Genomic DNA, 17,816 nt, shown 5'->3' on the forward strand with positions numbered 1-17,816 from the left:
ACTTCAATTCTCCCCCGGACGCAGGGGTGCACAGTTCCACCGGAAACCGATGCAGTCCTGCTCACCGGGCTAACGATGCTCAGCCACGCTCCGCGAGTCAACTGCGATTGAGCGTGGGTGCACGCGAGCGGGTGTGCGCGCCGACGGCCCTGAAAGGGCGGATCGCCGTACTACTGCTCGGCTCGCGGCGGCGCGGAAGGGTCGTCGTGGCCGACTACTCGTCCTCGCCGTTCTGCTCGAGATAGGACTCTCGGGTGTGCTCCGTGTGCTCCCGCATCAATGTCGCCGCGCGCTCGGCCTCGCCCTGGGAAATCGCCTCGATCATCGCGGCGTGCTCGGTCCAGGACTGCTCACCGCGGTGCCGGGCGACCGGAGTGTGATACCAGCGGACTCTGCGGCCGACCTGTTCCGTCAGTTCCATGAGCACCTTGTTGCCGGAAAGCTCGGTGATGCAGCTGTGCAACTCGGCATTGGCCGCCACGACGGTGTCGATGTCGTCCTCGGCGAGCGCTGCGACGCCGCGTTCGTGGATCTCGCGAAGCCGGTCGACGCCTGCTTCACTTGCCTGGGTGGCTGCCAGACGCGCGGACTCGGCTTCCAACAGCGTGCGTACGCTCAGCAGTTGGTCGGCTTCCTCGGAAGTGGGAACGTGGACGAAGGCGCCGTATCCCGGGCGTAGATCGACCCACTCGTCCTTTTGCAGCCACTGCAGGGCTTCCCGGACAGGCTGGCGCGAGACACCGAGCAGTTCCGCCAGTTCCTTTTCCACCAGGTGCTGTCCCGGTTTGAGATCGCCCGTGACGATCATTTCGAGGATGGCTTCGTAGACGGTTTCCCGGAGCGGGACAGGACGCGCGACCTGACGGGAGGAGAGCTCCTGCGGCAGTCCTGACGGCAGCGACATAGGGCGAACTCCCAAGAGTGGCAGGGCAGCCCAGCGGCCGTGCTGGTCCTGCGGCTGCGTTCGTACGATTCCAGTGGTTTTCAGTATACAGTATCCCTGCGGCTGGTGGTTGACGGATTCCGGCGCGGCGCTCTTCTTCGGAGGAGAGGCTGATCACACCCTGTTTTCGTCGGGCCGGTTTCATTCTCGCGCAGGTGCCGCGGGAGCCACATGACGGTCTCACGAGGGGATCAGACGGGCATGTGGCGCTGCGGCGCTGCGTTCTCCGTCGAGCGGAACTCTTGGCGCCCTCGAGAATCTACTGCATACTGTATGCAAAACCGTCGGGTGAAGGAGAGTCGAGTGGACCTCTACGAGTACCAGGCGAAGGAGATCTTCGCCGCCCACGGAGTGCCGACGCTGCCCGGTTCCGTGGCCACCGATGTGCACGGGGCAAAGGCAGCTGCCGAGGAACTCGGCGGCCCCGTGGTTGTGAAAGCCCAGGTGAAGACCGGGGGTCGCGGTAAGGCCGGTGGTGTGAAGCTGGCCGAGACCCCGGACGAGGCGGGACAGAAGGCCGAGGGAATCCTCGGGCTGGACATCAAGGGGCATGTGACGCGGCGGGTCTTGGTGACCTCCGCGTCCGACATCGTCGAGGAGTACTACTTCTCGTTCCTGCTCGATCGGGCCAACCGGAATTTCCTGGCGTTGGCCTCCGTCGAGGGCGGCATGGAGATCGAGGAGGTCGCGGCGACCAAGCCCGAGGCGCTGGCGCGGGTGCCGATTGATCCGACCCGGGGTGTGGACGAGGCCAAAGCACGCGAGATCGTCGAGGCCGCGAAGTTTCCGGCCGACATTGCCGATCAGGTCGTGGCGGTGGCCGTCCAGCTCTGGGAGGCCTTCGTGGCCGAGGATGCCACGCTGGTCGAGATCAACCCGCTGGCCAAGGACGACCAGGACACTGTGCTGGCGCTGGACGGCAAGGTCACTGTGGATGGCAATGCCGCGTTCCGCCGCCCCCAGCAGACCGAACTGGCTGATGAGGGCGCGCAGGACCCGTTGGAGGCCAAGGCGAAGGCCAAGGACCTCAACTATGTCAAGCTTGATGGTGAGGTCGGCATCATCGGTAATGGTGCGGGTTTGGTCATGTCCACGCTGGATGTGGTGGCCTATTCGGGAGAGGCGCACCGGGGTGTCAAGCCGGCGAACTTCTTGGACATCGGCGGGGGCGCGTCGGCCGAGGTGATGGCTGCGGGGCTGGATGTGATCCTCGGGGATCCGGATGTCCGGTCGGTGTTTGTCAACGTTTTCGGGGGGATCACCGCGTGTGATGCGGTGGCCAACGGGATCGTGCAGGCGCTGGAGATGCTCGGTGGTGAGGCGAGCAAGCCGTTGGTGGTGCGGCTGGATGGCAACAATGTTGACGAGGGCCGCCGGATCCTGTCCGAGGCGAACCATCCTGTGGTGACAATGGTGGACACGATGGACGGCGCGGCCGATAAGGCCGCCGAGCTGGCTGCGAGGGCGTGAACGATGGCTATCTTCCTCAACGAGAACAGTAAGGTCATCGTCCAGGGCATCACCGGGTCGGAGGGCACCAAGCACACCGCGCGGATGTTGCGGTCGGGCACCGACATCGTCGGTGGGGTCAATGCCCGCAAGGCCGGGCAGAGTGTCGAGATCGAGGGTCGTGCGCTGCCGGTGTTCGGTGGTGTGGCCGAGGCGATGAAGGAGACCGGCGCGGATGTGTCGGTGGTGTTCGTGCCGCCGAAGTTCGCCAAGGAGGCCGTGGTCGAGGCCATCGATGCGGAGATCGGCTTGGCCGTGGTGATCACCGAGGGGATTCCGGTGCACGATGCGGCTTATTTCTGGGCGTATGCCACTGCCCGGGGCAATGCCACCCGGATTGTGGGCCCGAACTGTCCGGGGGTGATTTCGCCGGGCCGGTCGAATGCGGGCATCATTCCGGCCGATATCACCGCCGGTGGGAAGATCGGGTTGGTGTCCAAGTCCGGTACGTTGACGTATCAGATGATGTATGAGCTGCGTGATATCGGGTTTTCCACCTGTGTGGGCATCGGGGGGGATCCGGTTATCGGGACCACGCACATCGATGCGTTGCAGGCGTTCGAGGATGATCCGGGCACCGAGGCGGTCGTGATGATCGGTGAGATCGGTGGGGATGCCGAGGAGCGGGCCGCCGAGTACATCAAGGCCCACATCAGCAAGCCGGTGGTGGGCTATGTCGCCGGGTTCACCGCGCCCGAGGGCAAGACCATGGGCCATGCCGGGGCCATTGTCTCCGGCTCGGCGGGCACGGCCTCGGCCAAGAAGGACGCGCTGGAAGCCGCCGGGGTCAAGGTCGGCAAGACCCCCAGCGAAACCGCCCAACTCATGCGCACCATCGTCAAGGACTGAACGACCGACGTTCCCGCCGGAAAGCAAGCAGGCCCGTGTTGGTCCGGTGCTCTCCGGCGGAGAACGGATTCGGCGGGAACCGGTGAGTGGTCTCCTGCCTGCGAGGGCAACAAGGCATCCTGGAATGGACGATCCGTTCTCGGCCCCGTTCTCGGGGCCGAGAACGGCCGACCAGTACCGAACGGAGGATCCTGTGTCCGCTGCGAGTCCCACTTCTCGTCTGCCCACCCGTCATCTCGGAAGGAAGGGCCCCGAGGTCAGCGCTGTCGGGTACGGCGCCATGGGATTGTCCGGCGTGTACGGGCAGGCCGACGATGCCGAATCGACGGAACTGCTCCGGCACCTGCTCGACATCGGCCTGACTTTCCTCGACACCGCCGACGTCTACGGCGACGGCCATAACGAGCGATTGATCGGGAGCACGATCGCGGGCAGGCGCGATGAGGTGTTCCTGGCGACGAAGTTCGGGGCGGGCAGCGATACCGGGCGCGGTCGTCCGGAATATGTGCGCAAGGCGATCGATGCGAGCCTCGGCCGCCTGGGAACGGACCACGTCGACCTCTATTACCTGCATCGGGTCGATCCGACGACGCCGATCGAGGACACCGTCGGTGCGCTCGGCGAGCTGGTGCAGGCAGGCAAGGTGCGCCACGTCGGGCTGTCCGAGGTCAATGCCGACACGTTGCGCCGTGCCCACGGCATCCATCCCATCACCGCGGTACAACAGGAATACTCGTTGTTCACGCGAGAGCCGGAAACCCGCCTGCTGCCCGCGCTGCGCGAGCTCGGCGTCGGCCTGGTGGCCTATTCACCGTTGGGACGGGGCGTGCTCACCGGTGGATTCCGGGAAGCCGCACAGGTGGAGAACCTGCAGCAGCGCCAACAGCGCTACCCGCGCTTTGCCGAGGAAAATCTGCAGCAGAACCTGACATTGGTCGACCGGCTGCGGCAACGCGCCGATGAGCTCGGGCGCACTCCCGCTCAACTGGCGCTGGGATGGCTGCTGGCTCAGGGCGAGGACATCGTCCCGATCCCGGGCAGCCGGCGGATGGCCAACGTGCTGGCCAACGCCGAGGCCGCACGCGAGCCGCTCGACGCCTCCGTTGTCGACGAGCTCACCGAGCTGTTCCCGGTCGGTGCGGCGGCCGGTGACCGCTACGCACCGGAGCTCTCCGCTCGGCTCGAACAGTGATCAGTCGGCCGGGGCCGCTCCGACGGTGGAATGCCGGAACGGCCCCACGGGGCCTCTTGATGCATTGTTCACGTGAAAAGAATAGTCTTCTTCCATGAAGAACAAGCCCTCGTATGCGCTGGCGTCCGTGGACAACGCGCTTCTGCTGCTGCAGATGCTTCGTGACCACGGAAATCTGCGGGTCAGTGAGGCTGCCGAAGAACTGGGCATCGCCCGCTCGACCGCCCATCGCCTGCTGTCGATGCTGGTGTATCGGGACTTCGCGATGCAGGATGACCGCCGCACCTATGTTCCCGGACCCGCACTGGCCGCGAGTCAGGTGGTCGGTCGCCCGCTGCAGCAGTTCCGCAGATGTCTGGCTCCGCACCTGGACGCGTTGTGTGAACGTGTCCAGGAAACCGTGAACCTCATCGTCCGGGTCGGTATCCAGACCCGGTTCCTCGCCAGTGTCGAGTCCACACAGGTGTTGCACGTGGGTGATCGTCAGGGCACGATCCTGCCCGCGCATCTGACCTCGGGAGGTAAGGCTCTGCTCGCGGAACTGGAAGCGGAACAGCTCGAACGGCTGTATACTTCCGGAACCGCTGCCTCGACCGAGCGGGAACCGGCCGATGTCGGGGATTCGTCGTTGTCGGGGGAGGCGTGGTCGAAGTTGCTGCGGGAGCTGGACTCCGTTCGGACATGCGGCTACAGCCTCAACATCGAGGGCACGGAAGCGGGCGTGTCGGCTCTCGGGGCCTGTGTGTACGACGCAGCGGGAGAAGCACTCGGAGCGGTCTCCATCTCCGCTCCGTCGGCGAGGTTCGGTCAGCAGCGTATCCCGGTTTTCGCGCGTGAACTCAAGGCCATGATCGCTGACGCGCAGGCCGATCTGCGGTCCCTGCCGCAGTGGTGAGCGGCCGACGCGGTCAGTGCCGCGTGGTTGCTGTGATGAATTCCAGTGCTTGCGGCCAGGACTGAGCGTAGGCGTCGGCGTTGACCTGCTTGTTCTGCCTGCCCCGATCACTGAAGCCGTGCTCGGCTCCGGGGTAGAGGTGCACGATGCTGGGGCCGGTCTCGCGGTTGTTCAGCGCGGTCTGCAGATTGTCGAAACTTTCCCGGGGAACCATGCTGTCCGCACCGGGGTAGAGCATCATCACCGGCGCCTGAATGCGCCCGGCATGTTCCACGGTATCCAGGGTGTGGTTGGCCGCTGGCGGGATCGGGACGGTCGGGTGATAAGCGACCACGTTGGCCACCCGCTGGTCCCGGCCGGCCAGCAGGAAGGCGAAGCGCCCGCCGAGGCACCACCCGATGACACCGACACGGCGCAGCCCGAGCGTGCCGAACATGTACTCCAGCAGTCGTCCCTGCTCGGCCAGCACGGTCTCGTCATCGAGTTCGGTCAGCAGCCGGTGCAGCTCCTCGCGCGAGGTGTCGTCCGAGCTGGGGCCATGCCAGGGATCCCAGGACAGGGCGGTGACTCCGGCACCAGCGATGTCATCGGCGAACTCGCGCAGCTGCTCTCCGATGCCGGTGATCATCGGCAACAGCAGCATTCCGGCCCCACTGTCTTCCTGCGGCCGTGACAGGTAGGCGCGCAAGGAATTCGCGGTGATGTGCGAGGTGGTGATCTCGGTGGACATATCATCGATCCTAGTCGTGATCATGCTTCCTGCGTGGCTCGGGAGAGGCCGTGGGAGCCCGCAGCCGCTCCGGCCGACGATCGACGACCACAGCAGCGTCGAGCCACGGGGCTGTTCGGAGAGGAGCCAGTGCTCCGGTGTGCTCCTGGCGGACCCGATAGCCTGCAGGTTGTGGTGGCCTGCGAATTCGTGGGGATCGCCGATGTGGGCCGAAAGCTCACCGGCGAGGAGACCACCGCGGTGAAGCTGCATATACGTCGGAAGTGCGAACGGAGGGCAATGCTGCCTGAGGCGGAGCGGTGGTTCACCACCCGTAGCTGGCAAGCTCCCCGATGGTCTGTCGAGGAGCTGGTGCGGGCAAAGGGCGACCGCGCAGTCAGTGTCGTGCTACCCGCGTTGAACGAACAGGACACGGTCGCCGCAGTCGTTGCGGCGATCCTGCCGCTGGCCGATCCATCCCCGGGACGACCGCTGGTGGATGAAGTCGTCGTGGTCGACTCCGGTTCGCAGGACCGCACCGTCGAGGTCGCGCGGCGTGCCGGAGCTCGCGTTGTCCGGCGTGATGAAGTGCTGCCGGAGTTCGAACCACGGCCCGGAAAGGGAGAAGTACTGTGGCGTTCCCTTGCTGCCACCTCCGGAGACCTGATCGTGTTCGTCGACTCCGACCTGGTCGACTTCGAGGCGAATTTCGTTCTTGCCCTGCTCGGACCACTGCTGACCGACACCGAACCGGTCCTGGTCAAGGGTTTTTACCGCCGACCGCTGCGCCTGGACACCGAGGAGGACCGGGAACGAGAAACCGGCGGCGGGCGGGTCACCGAGCTGCTGGCACGCCCGGTGCTGTCCGCCTTACGACCCGAGCTGGCCGGAGTCGTACAGCCATTGGGCGGGGAATACGCAGCTCGCCGGGAATTTCTGGAGTCCGTGCCATTCGCACCCGGCTACGGTGTGGAGATCGGTCTGCTTCTCGACGCACACGAACAGCACGGATTGGACGGTCTCGCCCAGGTCAACCTGGGAGTGCGCAAACATCGTCACCGTGACTTATTGCAGCTCGGAGTGATGGCCCGGCAAGTCCTCGGTGCGGCCCTGACCCGCACCGAGGTCGGCCCCACTCGCGAGCACGTTCCCGACTCGGATTTCTTCGCTCAGTTCGTGCAGGTCGAGGGCGAATGGTTGCCCCGGCTGCACGACATGATGACCGAGGAGCGTCCACCGATCCGCGACGTCCGCAGGCAAGGGGGACGGTGGGTTCGGTGAACCGGCGCTGTGCGGTGTGGTCCACGGTCGTGGAGTCGGAGAGGTTTGCTCCGGTACGGTGAATTCGGTTTGGTTCGAGGGCGATCGCCGCCGAATGCGGGGTCACCACACTGCCGGTATCTCGTGTCTTCCGGGGCTTCGCCGATCGAGGACCGGGCAGGCACGGGTCGAAATGCCGAGCTGCCGTGCGATCCGGTCAGCCTGGAGAGGATCTGATGCAGTTACCACTGCGGTTGCGAGGACGTGAGCTGCCGAGGGATCGTCCGCTGGTCATGGCCATTGTCAACCGGACCCCGGACTCGTTCTACGACAAGGGCGCGACCTACTCCACCGAGGCGGCGATGTCCGCAGTGCACAGCGCAGTGGGGGACGGCGCCGACATGGTGGATGTCGGTGGAGTGAAGGCGGGCCCCGGAGCCGAGGTCTCCGTGGCGGAGGAGATACGCCGTGTGGTGCCGTTCGTCGCAGCCGTGCGTGAACAATTCCCGGATCTCGTCATCAGTGTCGACACGTGGCGCCATGAAGTCGGTCGCGAGGCCTGTGCGGCCGGAGCCGATCTGCTCAACGACACCTGGGCGGGGGCGGACCCGAGCTTGGTCGAGGCCGCAGCCGAGTTCGGTGCGGGTTACGTGTGCTCCCACACCGGGGGAGTGCCTCCACGCACCCGGCCGCATCGGGTGCGCTATCCGGATCTCGTGCGTTCGGTCATCGAGGAGACCTGCCAACGGGCTGAGCACGCCGCCGCGCTGGGCGTTCCCCGCGACGGGATCCTGATCGATCCGACGCACGATTTCGGCAAGAACACCTGGCACAGTCTCGCGCTGCTGCGCCACACCGATGAGCTGGTGGCGACGGGTTGGCCGGTTCTCATGGCGCTGTCCAACAAGGACTTCATCGGGGAAACGCTGGGCGTCGGCCTGGAGGAGCGGGTGACCGGCACCTTCGCCGCCACTGCAGTGGCCGCGAACGCGGGGGCCTCCGTTTTTCGGGTGCATGAAGTGCGGCAGACCCGTCAGGTGGTGGAGATGGTGGCCAGCATCCGGGGATATCGGGACCCGTCGGCCTGTGTTCGCGGGTTGGCTTGACCGGATCACTGCGATGGGTAACCATTCCGACACGCCACGGCGGCTCGACGGTCGGGTGGCTGCAGGAGTGGAGAGTAGGGTTCCGCGTGGCACAAGAGGTCTTCAAAAGCAGGTTCGCCTTCATCGCCGCCGCAGTGGGCATGGCCGTGGGGACGGGTAACCTCTGGCGGTTCCCACGCGTGGTGGGCGAGTGGGGCGGCGGTGCTTTCCTGATCGCCCTCGTCGTCGCGAACCTGGTGTGGGCGATTCCGATCCTCATGGCGGAGTCGTTGCTCGGGTCGAGAGCTCGACTCGGCACGGTGGGCGCCTTCCGCGATTTCATGGGAAGGAAGTTCGCCTGGCTGGGCGCTTACATGGGTTTCATCACCGTGGGAATCCTGTTCTACTACTCGGTGGTGTGCGGCTGGGCGCTGCGATACCTGCTCTACGCACTCACCGGAACATTTCAGCAGGGTGTGAACACCCAGGCGGTCTGGGACGGATTCATCGCGAGCCCGGCGCAGACCATCGGGTTTCAGGCCCTGTCCATTCTGCTGGTGGGAGTGGTTGTTCATCGCGGCCTCAAGAGGGGATTCGAATCCCTGCTCAAGGTCGCCGTACCGGCACTGTTCGTCGTCTTGGCCGTTCTGGTCGCCCGCGCGGTCACCTTGCCGGGGGCTCTCGACGGTCTGCGGTACATGTTCGTCCCCGAATGGGGGCGGCTCGGTGAGGCCGAAGTGTGGTTGCAGGCATTCACGCAGATGGCCTTCTCGACCGGTGCGGGCTGGGGACTGTATCTGACCTACGCGGTCTACATGCGACGCCGCGAGGACATGAGTCTCAATGCGGCAGTCGTGTGCGCCGCCAATCTCTTCGCCTCGTTGATGGCCGGGGCGGCGGTGCTCTGTGCGGTTTTCGCGTTCCGCGGGGCGGAGTTCGCCGCGGAAGCCGCCGGGGCGGGCAACCAGGGACTCGCGTTCGTCTACTTCGCCGAACTGCTCGGTCGGATGCCCGGCGGCACGGTCTTCGCCGTACTGTTCTTCCTCGCGCTGTTCCTGGCCGGAGTCTCCAGCCTCATCGCGATGACGGAACTGGCGACCCGCAATGTCATGGACATGGGCATGACCCGCAAACGCGCGGTTCCCTGGGTGGTGGGAGTCGTCTTCATCGCGGGTATCCCGTCGGCCTACAGCGTCGACTTCCTCACCAACCAGGACAACGTGTGGGGTATCGGGCTGCTGCTCGGTGGGTTGTGTGCCGCGCTGGCGATGCTGAAGTACGGCGTGGAACGGGCACGGCGCGAGATCGACGCTGTCAGCGACATCCGCCTCGGAGCGTGGTGGAGCGCGTGTCTCTACGCGTTCCCGGTGATGTTCGCCGTCCTGTTCGGCTGGTGGATCCTGCAGTCGGTCAGTGGCGTCGCGGACTGGTGGAATCCGTTCCAGGAGTTCAGTCTGGGAACGATGCTGCTGCAGTGGGGCGCACTCGCCGTTGTGCTGCTGCTGCTCAACCGCTTTTTGGCCGAGAAGGTGGAGGCAGGATCGGTGAGCCGGGAATCGGCCGAGAGCTCCGACAGATGAACCACATCAGGGGTTCTCGCTCCGCTGCGGCACCGCGGGCCGCTCCAATGTGGCTCGTGTCCGCCGCCAGCCTCGTGCCACCACCCGGTCGACGAGTGCGGGCACGAACCGCTTCGCTAGCCAGGCCAGACTGCTGTCCCGGTGCGTGAGTACCCGGAAACGGGGCTTGCGCACGGCCCGGAACACCTTCCTGGCCACATCGTCGGGGGTGACCCTCGACGCGGCCATGAGTTCGGTGGTCCTCGCCGCCAGCGACGGATCCGCCGCGCGCATGGTGCGGTCGAGACCGGTCCGTACGAACGCCGGGCACACCACGGTGGTGTGCACGCCGTACGGTGCGAGTTCGTGGCGGAGTGTTTCCGACAGCGAGATCACCCCGGCCTTGGAGACGTTGTAGGAGCTCATCGCGGGCAGGTTCATCAGCCCCGCCATGGAAGCGATGTTGACCAGATGGCCGTGACCTTGTCGTCGGAACACCGGGACGAACTCCCGGCATCCCCGGATCACGCCTTTGAGGTTGATATCCAGGATCCAGTCCCAGTCGGCCATGCTCACCCGGTCCATCCGGCCTGCTGCGGCCACCCCCGCGTTGTTCACCAGCACGTCCAGGCCGTTCCACGTGCGCTCGCACCACGCACGCACCCGTGCCCACCCGGCGTCGTCGCGTACGTCGAGAGGGTGGAACGCGACCTCGTCTCCCAATTCGGTGCGGAGACGTTCCCCCGCAGCCTCATCGAGGTCGGCGATCAGTACCCGCCAGCCTGCGCCGGCGAATCGGATGGCCATGGCACGGCCCAGACCGGACGCGCCTCCCGTGATGAGGATCCGGCGGTTCAAGCGGCCTCCTTGTCGGGCAGGAAATCCCCGCTGTCGGTGCGGCTGTCGGGCGCAGCCTACCCAGCGTTCCCGATGTGCTGAGCCGGGCACCAACGTGGGCATTGTTCCGGCTGCGTGGGTCCGGCGGTGAACGTATCGTTCTTCCCAGGTCCGAGTGTCCGGAAGTGCGGGGAGGACCGGTCTCGCCGGAAGAACGGAGGTGCATGGTGGCATCGGAACTGCTCGCCGTGGCGGCGAGTCCGATCAATCTCCTCGCGGCTCGGATGCAGATGGCGTTGTCGCTGGGCTGGCACATCATCATCGCGTGCTTCGGCGTCGGTATGCCTGCGATCACGCTGCTGGCGGAGTGGAAGGGCTACCGCACCGGGGACGTGTCCTGTCAGCTGCTGGCCAGGCGGTGGGCCAAGGCGATGGGCGTGCTGTTCGCGGTCGGTGCCGTGTCCGGCACGATCCTGTCTTTCGAAATGGGCTTGTTGTGGCCCGGTCTGATGGGGACATACGGGCAGGTGATCGGTCTGCCCTTCACCCTCGAGGGGATCGCCTTTTTCATCGAGGCGATCTTCCTCGGGCTCTACCTGTATGCATGGGAGCGTTTGCCGCCCCGCCAACACATGCTGACGGGCATTCCCATCGTCATCGCCGGGGTGGCGAGCGCGTTCTTCGTGGTTACGGCGAACGCGTGGATGAATCAGCCCACCGGCTTCGAACTCGAGCAGGGCCGCGTGGTCGGTGTCGACCCCTGGGCGGCCATGTTCAACCCGGCCACACCGCCCCAGACGGTGCACATGATTCTGGCCGCGTTCATGGTGGCCGGTTTCGGCATGGCCAGTGTCTACGCCGCCGCGATGCTGCGAGGCCGACGAGATCGCTATCATCGGCTCGGCTTCCTGATTCCGTTCACCGTCGCCGCCGTGATCACTCCCGTCCAGATCGGTGTGGGGGACTGGGCGGCGCACTTCGTCGCGAGCAACCAGCCCGTCAAGCTCGCCGCCATGGAAGGCGTCTTCGCCACCGAACGGGGCGTGCCACTGCACATCGGTGGCATCGTCGTCGACGGCGAGGTTCGTTATGCGCTGGAGATCCCCTACGCCTTGTCGTTGCTGGCGCACTGGAACGTCAATGCGGAGATCGTCGGGCTCAACGAGGTGCCACCGAGCGAGTGGCCACCGGTGAACATCACGCACTGGGCGTTTCAGATCATGGTCGCCGCCGGCTTCGCCCTGCTGGCTCTGGGGGTGTGGATGCTGTGGGTGTGGAAACGGCGGCGCGACATTCCCGGGACGCGGTGGTTTCTGCGGGCTGCCGTGCTGGCCGGGCCCGCGGCGGTGGTGGCCTTGGAAGCGGGATGGACGACGACCGAAGTCGGCCGCCAGCCGTGGGTCGTCTATGGCCTGTTGCGTACCGCCGAAGCGGTCAATCCTGCTCCGGGGCTCATTTACGGCTTCCTCCTGGTGGCTGCGGTCTATGTGGTACTCACCGTGGCGACGGTCTACGTGCTGCGCCGGATCGCCCGGAGCAAACCCGTGCCCACCGCTCCGCAGGAGCGGGACGTCACGGACTATCCGGTCGTCTGAGGGGGCGATGTCGCTGCTTGCCGAAGTGACGATGGCGGTTCTGTGGGTGGGGCTGACCGCCTACGTTCTGTTCGGCGGCGCCGATTTCGGTGGTGGTGTGTGGGATCTGTTCGCCGGCGGCACCGAGCGCGGACGTGAGCAGCGAACCTTGGTCGAGCACTCCATCGGGCCCGTGTGGGAGGCCAACCATGTCTGGCTGATCTTCGTCATCGTCGTGATGTGGACGGGAATCCCGTCGGTGTTCGCCGCGGTCGCTTCGACTCTCTACATCCCACTGACCCTGGTCGCGCTCGGCATTATCGCCCGCGGCGCGGCATTCGCCTTTCGCAAGGCCAGCACGGAAGTGTGGCAGCAACGACTGTTCGGCGCGACATTCGCCTTTTCCTCCCTGGTCACGCCGTACTTCCTCGGTGCTGTCGCAGGCGGGATCGTTTCCGGTCGGGTACCTGCCGGTATTGCCGAGGGAGATCTCGTGTCCAGTTGGGTCAATCCGACCTCCGCGGCCACCGGGGTGCTTGCCGTCGGCGTGGCCGCCTATCTCGCTGCGGTGTATCTCACCCGCGATGCGCAGCGTCAGGGCGATCTCGCACTGGCCGAGACATTCCGCCGGAGAGCACTCGGGACGGGCCTGGTCGTGGGAGTGCTGTCCCTGATCGGGCTGCTCGTGCTCCGTGCCGATGCTCCCGGCCTGTACGCCGCGTTGACGTCGGGCCGTGCTCTTCCGCTGTTCGTGCTCTCCGTCGTCTCCGGGGTGGTCTCACTGCTGCTGCTGTGGTGGCGTGCCTACCTCGCAGTACGCCTCACCGCAGCGCTGGCCGTCACCGGGCTGTTGTGGGGCTGGGCTGTGGGTCAGTATCCCTACCTGTTGCCCGGTGTCCGCATCGATGAGGCTGCTGCCACCGAGGCCGTGCTCGGGGCCACTCTCGTCTCCCTCGCTGTCGGGGCCGTGCTGTTGATTCCCTCGTTGTGGTGGCTGTATGCCAGCTTTCAACGGGGCCACAGCGAGGAGAGTCGCGGGCACGGCGATCCGCAGTAGTTGAATCTGATACTACTTACGGGTGATGATGCGAGCAGGAGCCGCTGTGCAGTTCGGGGTCATCACCGTCGGTGACGTCACCCCGATCCGCGGCCGGCCGGACGTCGTCCGAAGCCGAGCGGATGAGCGACCGCTGTGCCGGTCGCTCATCATCGTGATTCCTCGGATTCCCCCGCCTCCACAGCGGAACCGCCGACTGCTGCCGACTTCATCAAGCACGCCAGACACGGCATCCCGGCCGGTCCTTGCGAGACCTCGGCGACCTCGACCGGAATGCGCATGCCGCAGAAAGTGGTCCAGAACTCGTGCGCGGCATCCGTCGTGGGGGTGGGCGCCAGGTGGGCCTGACGTCGCGTTTCCCCGACCACACCGGACATGAAACGCACGGCCACCATGCTGCTCACGCCGGGACGCCGATCCGGCGCTTGGCAGCTTCCATGCAGTCGCCGCAGGTGGGCCACAACCAGGTGAGCTCAGTGCGCTGGGCTGCCTCGACGGAACGTTCGCACAGCGTGACGATCCGCTCGCCGACTTCGTGCTTCTGTCCTGCGGGCAGGCGGCCCGGCACGGCATGCCGTTGCTTCTCGGCCGGCTGCCAGTGATGCTTGAGTTCGGTTGTCATGATCACACCTCCAAGAGAGGGACGTGAGCACCGGCCTGTTGTGATGCACGACCCCATGCTGAATGTGACTCAATTCACCATTATGTGGCGGCTTCTCGAGTAACGCGCGCTGATTGATCACTCTAATGGAGGAAGCTTGGCGACAGGAGCGCGCGGGTGAGGAGGTGCGAACCGGCCCGAGCGCCGAGTTCGCTCGGAGCTGCGGGGCGCTGACAAACAGTGCCCGGATTCCTCGGAGGAAGTCCGAGGAATCCGGGCACCGACTTCAGCGGTGGTTCACCGCTGCTCGCCGGAGTCCTGGGTAACCGTGTCCGCAGGGGTGTTGTTTCCTCGCAGGGCACGCCGTGCCGAGAAGGCGACGGACAGGACGGTGAGCACGAGCAGGGTGAGCGGGATCGGCTGGAGCATCCAGCCGAGACTGCCGTCGCTGACGATCATCGCCCGACGGAAGCCGCTTTCGGCGATCGGCCCGAGGATCAGACCGATGATCATCGGAGCCACGGGATAACCGCCCTTGCTCATGAAGTAACCGAGTACGGCGAAGAAGAGCATGACGAAGACGTCGAAGATGCTCGAACGCAGTGCATACGCCCCGATCACACCGAAGACCAGCACGGTCGGCCACAGGTAGTGGGCCGGAACTCGCTTGATGGCCTGCCACCAGAGGCCGGTGCCTGCCCAGCCGAGAATCAACAGCAGGATGTAGACGACGAGGAACCCGATGAAGATCCCGTAGACGAGCTCGGGGCTGCCCGTGAACAACTGCGGTCCCGGTTGCAGGCCGTGCACGGTAATGGCACCGATCAGCACCGCCGAGGTCACGTCCCCCGGAATCCCCAGGGTGAGCATGGGCACCAGTGCCCCGGCAGTACCGGCGTTCTTGGCGGCTTCGGCGGAGGCGACGCCCCGGACATCGCCCTTGCCGAAACGGCTCGAGTCACGGGAAAAGCGCTTGGACTCGTTGTAGGCGACGAACGAGGCGATGTCCCCGCCGGTTCCGGGGATGACCCCGATGATGAAGCCGATCGGCGAGCTCAGCAGGCTGGCAGGCATGATCCGGCGAAACCACGTGGCCGTCGGACGGAAGCGCTCCATTGCGGCGTCGGCGACGGTGCGTTCCCGGAAGCGCTCGAACTGCAGGAAAGCCTCCGACACCGCGAACAGCCCGATCATCGCCGGAATGAATTGAATGCCGGAGCTCAGCTCGGAACTGCCGAACGAAAATCGCGGGTACGCCTGGATCGTGTCGAGCCCGATCATGGCGACGCCGAGCCCGAACACACCGCTGAGCAGACCCTTGACCATGTTGTTCTCGGCGACCGAGGCGACCACCGTCAGCGCGAGTACGGACAGCATGAAGTACTCCGCCGGGCCGAACGACAGGGCGAAGTTGGCGAGCAGCGGGGCGAACAGGGCAAGTGCCGCGACGCCGAGCATGCCACCCGCGGCGGAGGCGATCACCGAGATGCCGAGGGCTTCACGAGCGCGGCCTTGTTTGGCCATCGCATTGCCGTCGAGCACCGTGGCCGCCGAGGCGGGGGTGCCCGGAGCTCTGATGAGGATCGCCGGGATGGAACCCGCGTAGACGGCCCCACCGTAGATGCCGAGCAGCAGCATCATTCCGGGGAGGGGATCGAGCGAGAAGGTGAACGGCAGCAGGATGGCAACGCCGACCGTGGCCGAAATTCCGGGAAGGGCTCCGACCACGATGCCGATGAGCAGGCCCAGAATAATGAACAGCAGGACCTGGACATCGAGTACCGCTTCCAGGCCGAGGGTCCATGCGTTCACAGCAACACCCCCTCGATGATCCCCTCGGGCAGGTAGACCTCGAGCAATACGGAGAACAGGAAGTACATGGCAGCGGCCACTCCGACGGCTCCCAGAGTCAGTCGTAGTGGCCGCCGCACTCCTGCGAGGAGGAGCGCACCGACCATGAACAGGACCGTGGCCAGGATGAAGCCCAGCGGCTTGAACAGCCATGCGTATGCCACGGCCAGCACCAGGACCCCCGCTACCCGCGCGAGCTCGTGCTTCGGTGGCAGCAGCGAGACGCGTGCCGGGCGAACCAGCAGGATCACCGACAGTACGGCCAACAGGATCGCGATGAGGCGGGGAAAGGCAGCGGTCCCCGGATCGGCGGACTGACCCGGTGCGGGAAAGCCCAGTGTGATGACGTACATGGTCACCGCCAGGACCAACAGGAGCCCGGCGATGACCATGTCACCCGTACGTTGGCGCATGGTGCTCAGTTACTCCCTGCGCCGATGCCGAGGGAGTCGACGAGTTTCCCGTACCGCTTGTACTGCTCCTTCATGTAGGCGTCGAATTCGGCAGCGTCGCGGTATTTCCGAGTGAACCCTTGTGTCTTCATGAAGTTGACGAATTCCTCGGACTGCCGTGCCTTGTTGAAGCAGGAGTTCAGCTTCTGGACCCGGGCATCCGGTGTCTCCTTCGGCACGACGAGGCCGAGGATCGCGCCGCTGGTCCAGTTGATTCCCTGCTCCTTGAGGGTGGGCACCCCGGGAAGCACGTCGGGCTGACGCTGGTCGCCCGCGATGGCCAGAGCACGGAGTTGACCGGATTCGACGTACGGCCGGAGTTCACCTGCCCCCACCGTGACCATGTCGGTCTGCTTACCGAGCGCGGCCTGCAACGCGGTGGCCGCACCGTCGAAGGGCACATTGGTCATGCCCTTGCTGACCCCGGCTTTCTGGGCCATCCCGGCGAAACCGATGTGGTAGATCGAGCCGGTGCCACTGGTGGCCACGGAGACGCCACCGTTCTTCGCCGCCTTGATGACGTCGTCCATCGTCTTCAGCGGAGAGTCCTTCGGCACGCCGTAGGCGATCGGCTGAAGGCTGTACTGCATGACACCGCGGACATCTTCGGTCGAGACCTGAGCGGTGCCGAGATGCTCGAGAATGGCGAGCTCGATCGCGGCGACTCCGACCGTGTAACCATCGGGTTTGGCGTTGGCCGTGGCCTGGAAACCCACCGCGCCCGCACTGCCCTCGCGGTTGCGCACGACCACGTCGGTGCCGCAGGTCTTCTGGGCCTCCTTGGCGAGCAGACGTGCGGTCTGGTCCGCGCTTCCGCCCGGCGAATAGGGCACCACGATGTTGATCGAGTCGGAGGGGAAGGGCCCTTCCTCGCCGAGGCCGGAACAGGCCGAAGTGCCCAGCATGAGCGCGGTGAGTGCCGCTGCGGTGGCCATCGACCGGCGCATTCTCCTCCCACGAGCGGTGTGAGGTGGCATGGTGTGCTGCCTTTCTTGGGTCAGTGTCGATTCCGAAAGAAGTGCGTCGCCGACCTTCGGGTTGTGCGATGCACGGTGTGTCTTGCGACGGCGGAGAGGCGGACATGGTTCTGCCGACGTATCGCGGATATCTCTCGCCGACTACACCGACAATATGTTCGTTGTGCGAACTTTTGTTACGAATGCGGTTAGGGAAGAGTAAAGCCGCGCAAATAGCATGTCAACGCCTCCGGCGAGAGCGCTCGCTGCCCAGCACATAGCCTTGCCGGTCCCTTGGCGATGCGATCAGTGTGCGCCGGTGCTCGCCGGTGGACCTCCGAGCTGTGGCACATGCTGGAGGCGCTCTCGTGCTTGGAGAGCACGAATGTTCACCGTGCGCACATGCCGGTCGGAGAAGAGCGCGGAAGGGTCGGACGGTGCCGCGGTCGCGGAGTGCACCGGACCCCGCCGGGGCGAACGACAACGG

The 17,816-nt window shown here is 65.6% G+C and carries 17 protein-coding genes; 9 read left to right on the plus strand and 8 right to left on the minus strand.

What is annotated here, in order from left to right; translation table 11 throughout:
* Nucleotides 1–214 precede the first annotated feature (214 nt).
* A complete protein-coding gene (locus tag JOF55_RS22675) occupies nucleotides 215–904 on the minus strand; it encodes a GntR family transcriptional regulator (protein ID WP_310278104.1) in 690 nt (229 codons plus the stop codon).
* A gap of 342 nt (nucleotides 905–1,246) precedes the next feature.
* Between JOF55_RS22675 and sucC the strand changes: the two genes are divergently transcribed.
* From sucC to JOF55_RS22695, 4 genes are all read left to right on the plus strand, one after another.
* Entirely contained in the window at nucleotides 1,247–2,413 is a 1,167-nt protein-coding gene (gene sucC / locus JOF55_RS22680) for an ADP-forming succinate--CoA ligase subunit beta (RefSeq protein ID WP_310278107.1), read from the plus strand.
* A gap of 3 nt (nucleotides 2,414–2,416) precedes the next feature.
* On the plus strand, nucleotides 2,417–3,301 hold the full coding sequence (gene sucD / locus JOF55_RS22685) for a succinate--CoA ligase subunit alpha (protein WP_310274241.1): 885 nt from the start codon (nucleotides 2,417–2,419) through the stop codon (nucleotides 3,299–3,301).
* A gap of 220 nt (nucleotides 3,302–3,521) precedes the next feature.
* Entirely contained in the window at nucleotides 3,522–4,493 is a 972-nt protein-coding gene (locus JOF55_RS22690) for an aldo/keto reductase (RefSeq protein ID WP_374727590.1), read from the plus strand.
* 94 nt (nucleotides 4,494–4,587) lie between these two features.
* Nucleotides 4,588–5,388, plus strand: coding sequence for an IclR family transcriptional regulator (locus tag JOF55_RS22695; RefSeq protein ID WP_310278113.1), 801 nt, complete (start codon nucleotides 4,588–4,590; stop codon nucleotides 5,386–5,388).
* 13 nt (nucleotides 5,389–5,401) lie between these two features.
* Here JOF55_RS22695 and JOF55_RS22700 read toward each other — a convergent pair whose 3' ends face one another.
* Nucleotides 5,402–6,118: a dienelactone hydrolase family protein gene (locus JOF55_RS22700; protein WP_310278115.1), complete on the minus strand. Its 717-nt coding sequence runs from the start codon at nucleotides 6,116–6,118 to the stop codon at nucleotides 5,402–5,404.
* A 279-nt stretch (nucleotides 6,119–6,397) separates the two neighbouring features.
* Between JOF55_RS22700 and JOF55_RS22705 the strand changes: the two genes are divergently transcribed.
* The 3 genes from JOF55_RS22705 to JOF55_RS22715 all read left to right on the plus strand — a co-directional run bounded on the left by JOF55_RS22705 (nucleotide 6,398) and on the right by JOF55_RS22715 (nucleotide 10,022).
* Nucleotides 6,398–7,378 (plus strand): glucosyl-3-phosphoglycerate synthase, encoded by a 981-nt coding sequence (locus JOF55_RS22705; RefSeq protein WP_310278118.1) that lies wholly within the window; start codon nucleotides 6,398–6,400, stop codon nucleotides 7,376–7,378.
* Nucleotides 7,379–7,593: 215 nt separating this feature from the next.
* Complete coding sequence (folP, locus tag JOF55_RS22710) at nucleotides 7,594–8,463, plus strand: dihydropteroate synthase (RefSeq protein WP_310278119.1); 870 nt, start codon at nucleotides 7,594–7,596, stop codon at nucleotides 8,461–8,463.
* Between the two features lie 86 nt (nucleotides 8,464–8,549).
* Nucleotides 8,550–10,022 (plus strand): sodium-dependent transporter, encoded by a 1,473-nt coding sequence (locus JOF55_RS22715; protein ID WP_310278121.1) that lies wholly within the window; start codon nucleotides 8,550–8,552, stop codon nucleotides 10,020–10,022.
* A gap of 6 nt (nucleotides 10,023–10,028) precedes the next feature.
* Here JOF55_RS22715 and JOF55_RS22720 read toward each other — a convergent pair whose 3' ends face one another.
* Nucleotides 10,029–10,859 (minus strand): SDR family oxidoreductase, encoded by an 831-nt coding sequence (locus JOF55_RS22720; protein ID WP_310278124.1) that lies wholly within the window; start codon nucleotides 10,857–10,859, stop codon nucleotides 10,029–10,031.
* Between the two features lie 203 nt (nucleotides 10,860–11,062).
* Here JOF55_RS22720 and JOF55_RS22725 point away from each other — a divergent pair, with 203 nt between their 5' ends.
* Together JOF55_RS22725 and JOF55_RS22730 are read left to right on the plus strand one after the other, a co-directional pair.
* Nucleotides 11,063–12,433 (plus strand): cytochrome ubiquinol oxidase subunit I, encoded by a 1,371-nt coding sequence (locus tag JOF55_RS22725; protein ID WP_310278127.1) that lies wholly within the window; start codon nucleotides 11,063–11,065, stop codon nucleotides 12,431–12,433.
* Between the two features lie 7 nt (nucleotides 12,434–12,440).
* Entirely contained in the window at nucleotides 12,441–13,469 is a 1,029-nt protein-coding gene (locus JOF55_RS22730) for a cytochrome d ubiquinol oxidase subunit II (RefSeq protein WP_310278129.1), read from the plus strand.
* Between the two features lie 149 nt (nucleotides 13,470–13,618).
* On the opposite strand, the gene JOF55_RS22735 is transcribed toward JOF55_RS22730, so the two are convergent.
* The 5 genes from JOF55_RS22735 to JOF55_RS22755 all read right to left on the minus strand — a co-directional run bounded on the left by JOF55_RS22735 (nucleotide 13,619) and on the right by JOF55_RS22755 (nucleotide 17,308).
* Nucleotides 13,619–13,864, minus strand: coding sequence for a hypothetical protein (locus JOF55_RS22735; protein ID WP_374727591.1), 246 nt, complete (start codon nucleotides 13,862–13,864; stop codon nucleotides 13,619–13,621).
* Nucleotides 13,865–13,869: 5 nt separating this feature from the next.
* Nucleotides 13,870–14,091, minus strand: a complete 222-nt coding sequence (locus tag JOF55_RS22740; RefSeq protein ID WP_310278134.1) for an HC3 family zinc finger protein — start codon at nucleotides 14,089–14,091, stop codon at nucleotides 13,870–13,872.
* 276 nt (nucleotides 14,092–14,367) lie between these two features.
* A complete protein-coding gene (locus JOF55_RS22745; RefSeq protein ID WP_310278137.1) occupies nucleotides 14,368–15,882 on the minus strand; it encodes a tripartite tricarboxylate transporter permease in 1,515 nt (504 codons plus the stop codon).
* Nucleotides 15,879–16,334, minus strand: a complete 456-nt coding sequence (locus JOF55_RS22750) for a tripartite tricarboxylate transporter TctB family protein (RefSeq protein WP_310278141.1) — start codon at nucleotides 16,332–16,334, stop codon at nucleotides 15,879–15,881. Before JOF55_RS22750 ends, JOF55_RS22745 begins: the two co-directional genes overlap by 4 nt.
* Nucleotides 16,335–16,339: 5 nt before the next feature.
* Nucleotides 16,340–17,308 (minus strand): tripartite tricarboxylate transporter substrate binding protein, encoded by a 969-nt coding sequence (locus JOF55_RS22755; protein ID WP_310278144.1) that lies wholly within the window; start codon nucleotides 17,306–17,308, stop codon nucleotides 16,340–16,342.
* Nucleotides 17,309–17,816: the final 508 nt, after the last annotated feature.

This window comes from Haloactinomyces albus (assembly GCF_031458135.1).
GTDB classification, from domain to species: domain Bacteria; phylum Actinomycetota; class Actinomycetes; order Mycobacteriales; family Pseudonocardiaceae; genus Haloactinomyces; species Haloactinomyces albus.

Excerpts from the sequence above, each read along its gene's own strand:
- JOF55_RS22675 (WP_310278104.1), bottom strand. The coding sequence starts at position 904 with ATGTCGCTGCCGTCAGGACTGCCGCAGGAGCTCTCCTCCCGTCAGGTC.
- sucD (WP_310274241.1), top strand. The coding sequence starts at position 2,417 with ATGGCTATCTTCCTCAACGAGAACAGTAAGGTCATCGTCCAGGGCATC.
- JOF55_RS22695 (WP_310278113.1), top strand. The coding sequence starts at position 4,588 with ATGAAGAACAAGCCCTCGTATGCGCTGGCGTCCGTGGACAACGCGCTT.
- JOF55_RS22700 (WP_310278115.1), bottom strand. The coding sequence starts at position 6,118 with ATGTCCACCGAGATCACCACCTCGCACATCACCGCGAATTCCTTGCGC.
- JOF55_RS22705 (WP_310278118.1), top strand. The coding sequence starts at position 6,398 with ATGCTGCCTGAGGCGGAGCGGTGGTTCACCACCCGTAGCTGGCAAGCT.
- folP (WP_310278119.1), top strand. The coding sequence starts at position 7,594 with ATGCAGTTACCACTGCGGTTGCGAGGACGTGAGCTGCCGAGGGATCGT.
- JOF55_RS22725 (WP_310278127.1), top strand. The coding sequence starts at position 11,063 with ATGGTGGCATCGGAACTGCTCGCCGTGGCGGCGAGTCCGATCAATCTC.
- JOF55_RS22730 (WP_310278129.1), top strand. The coding sequence starts at position 12,441 with ATGTCGCTGCTTGCCGAAGTGACGATGGCGGTTCTGTGGGTGGGGCTG.
- JOF55_RS22735 (WP_374727591.1), bottom strand. The coding sequence starts at position 13,864 with ATGGTGGCCGTGCGTTTCATGTCCGGTGTGGTCGGGGAAACGCGACGT.
- JOF55_RS22740 (WP_310278134.1), bottom strand. The coding sequence starts at position 14,091 with ATGACAACCGAACTCAAGCATCACTGGCAGCCGGCCGAGAAGCAACGG.
- JOF55_RS22750 (WP_310278141.1), bottom strand. The coding sequence starts at position 16,334 with ATGCGCCAACGTACGGGTGACATGGTCATCGCCGGGCTCCTGTTGGTC.
- JOF55_RS22755 (WP_310278144.1), bottom strand. The coding sequence starts at position 17,308 with ATGGCCACCGCAGCGGCACTCACCGCGCTCATGCTGGGCACTTCGGCC.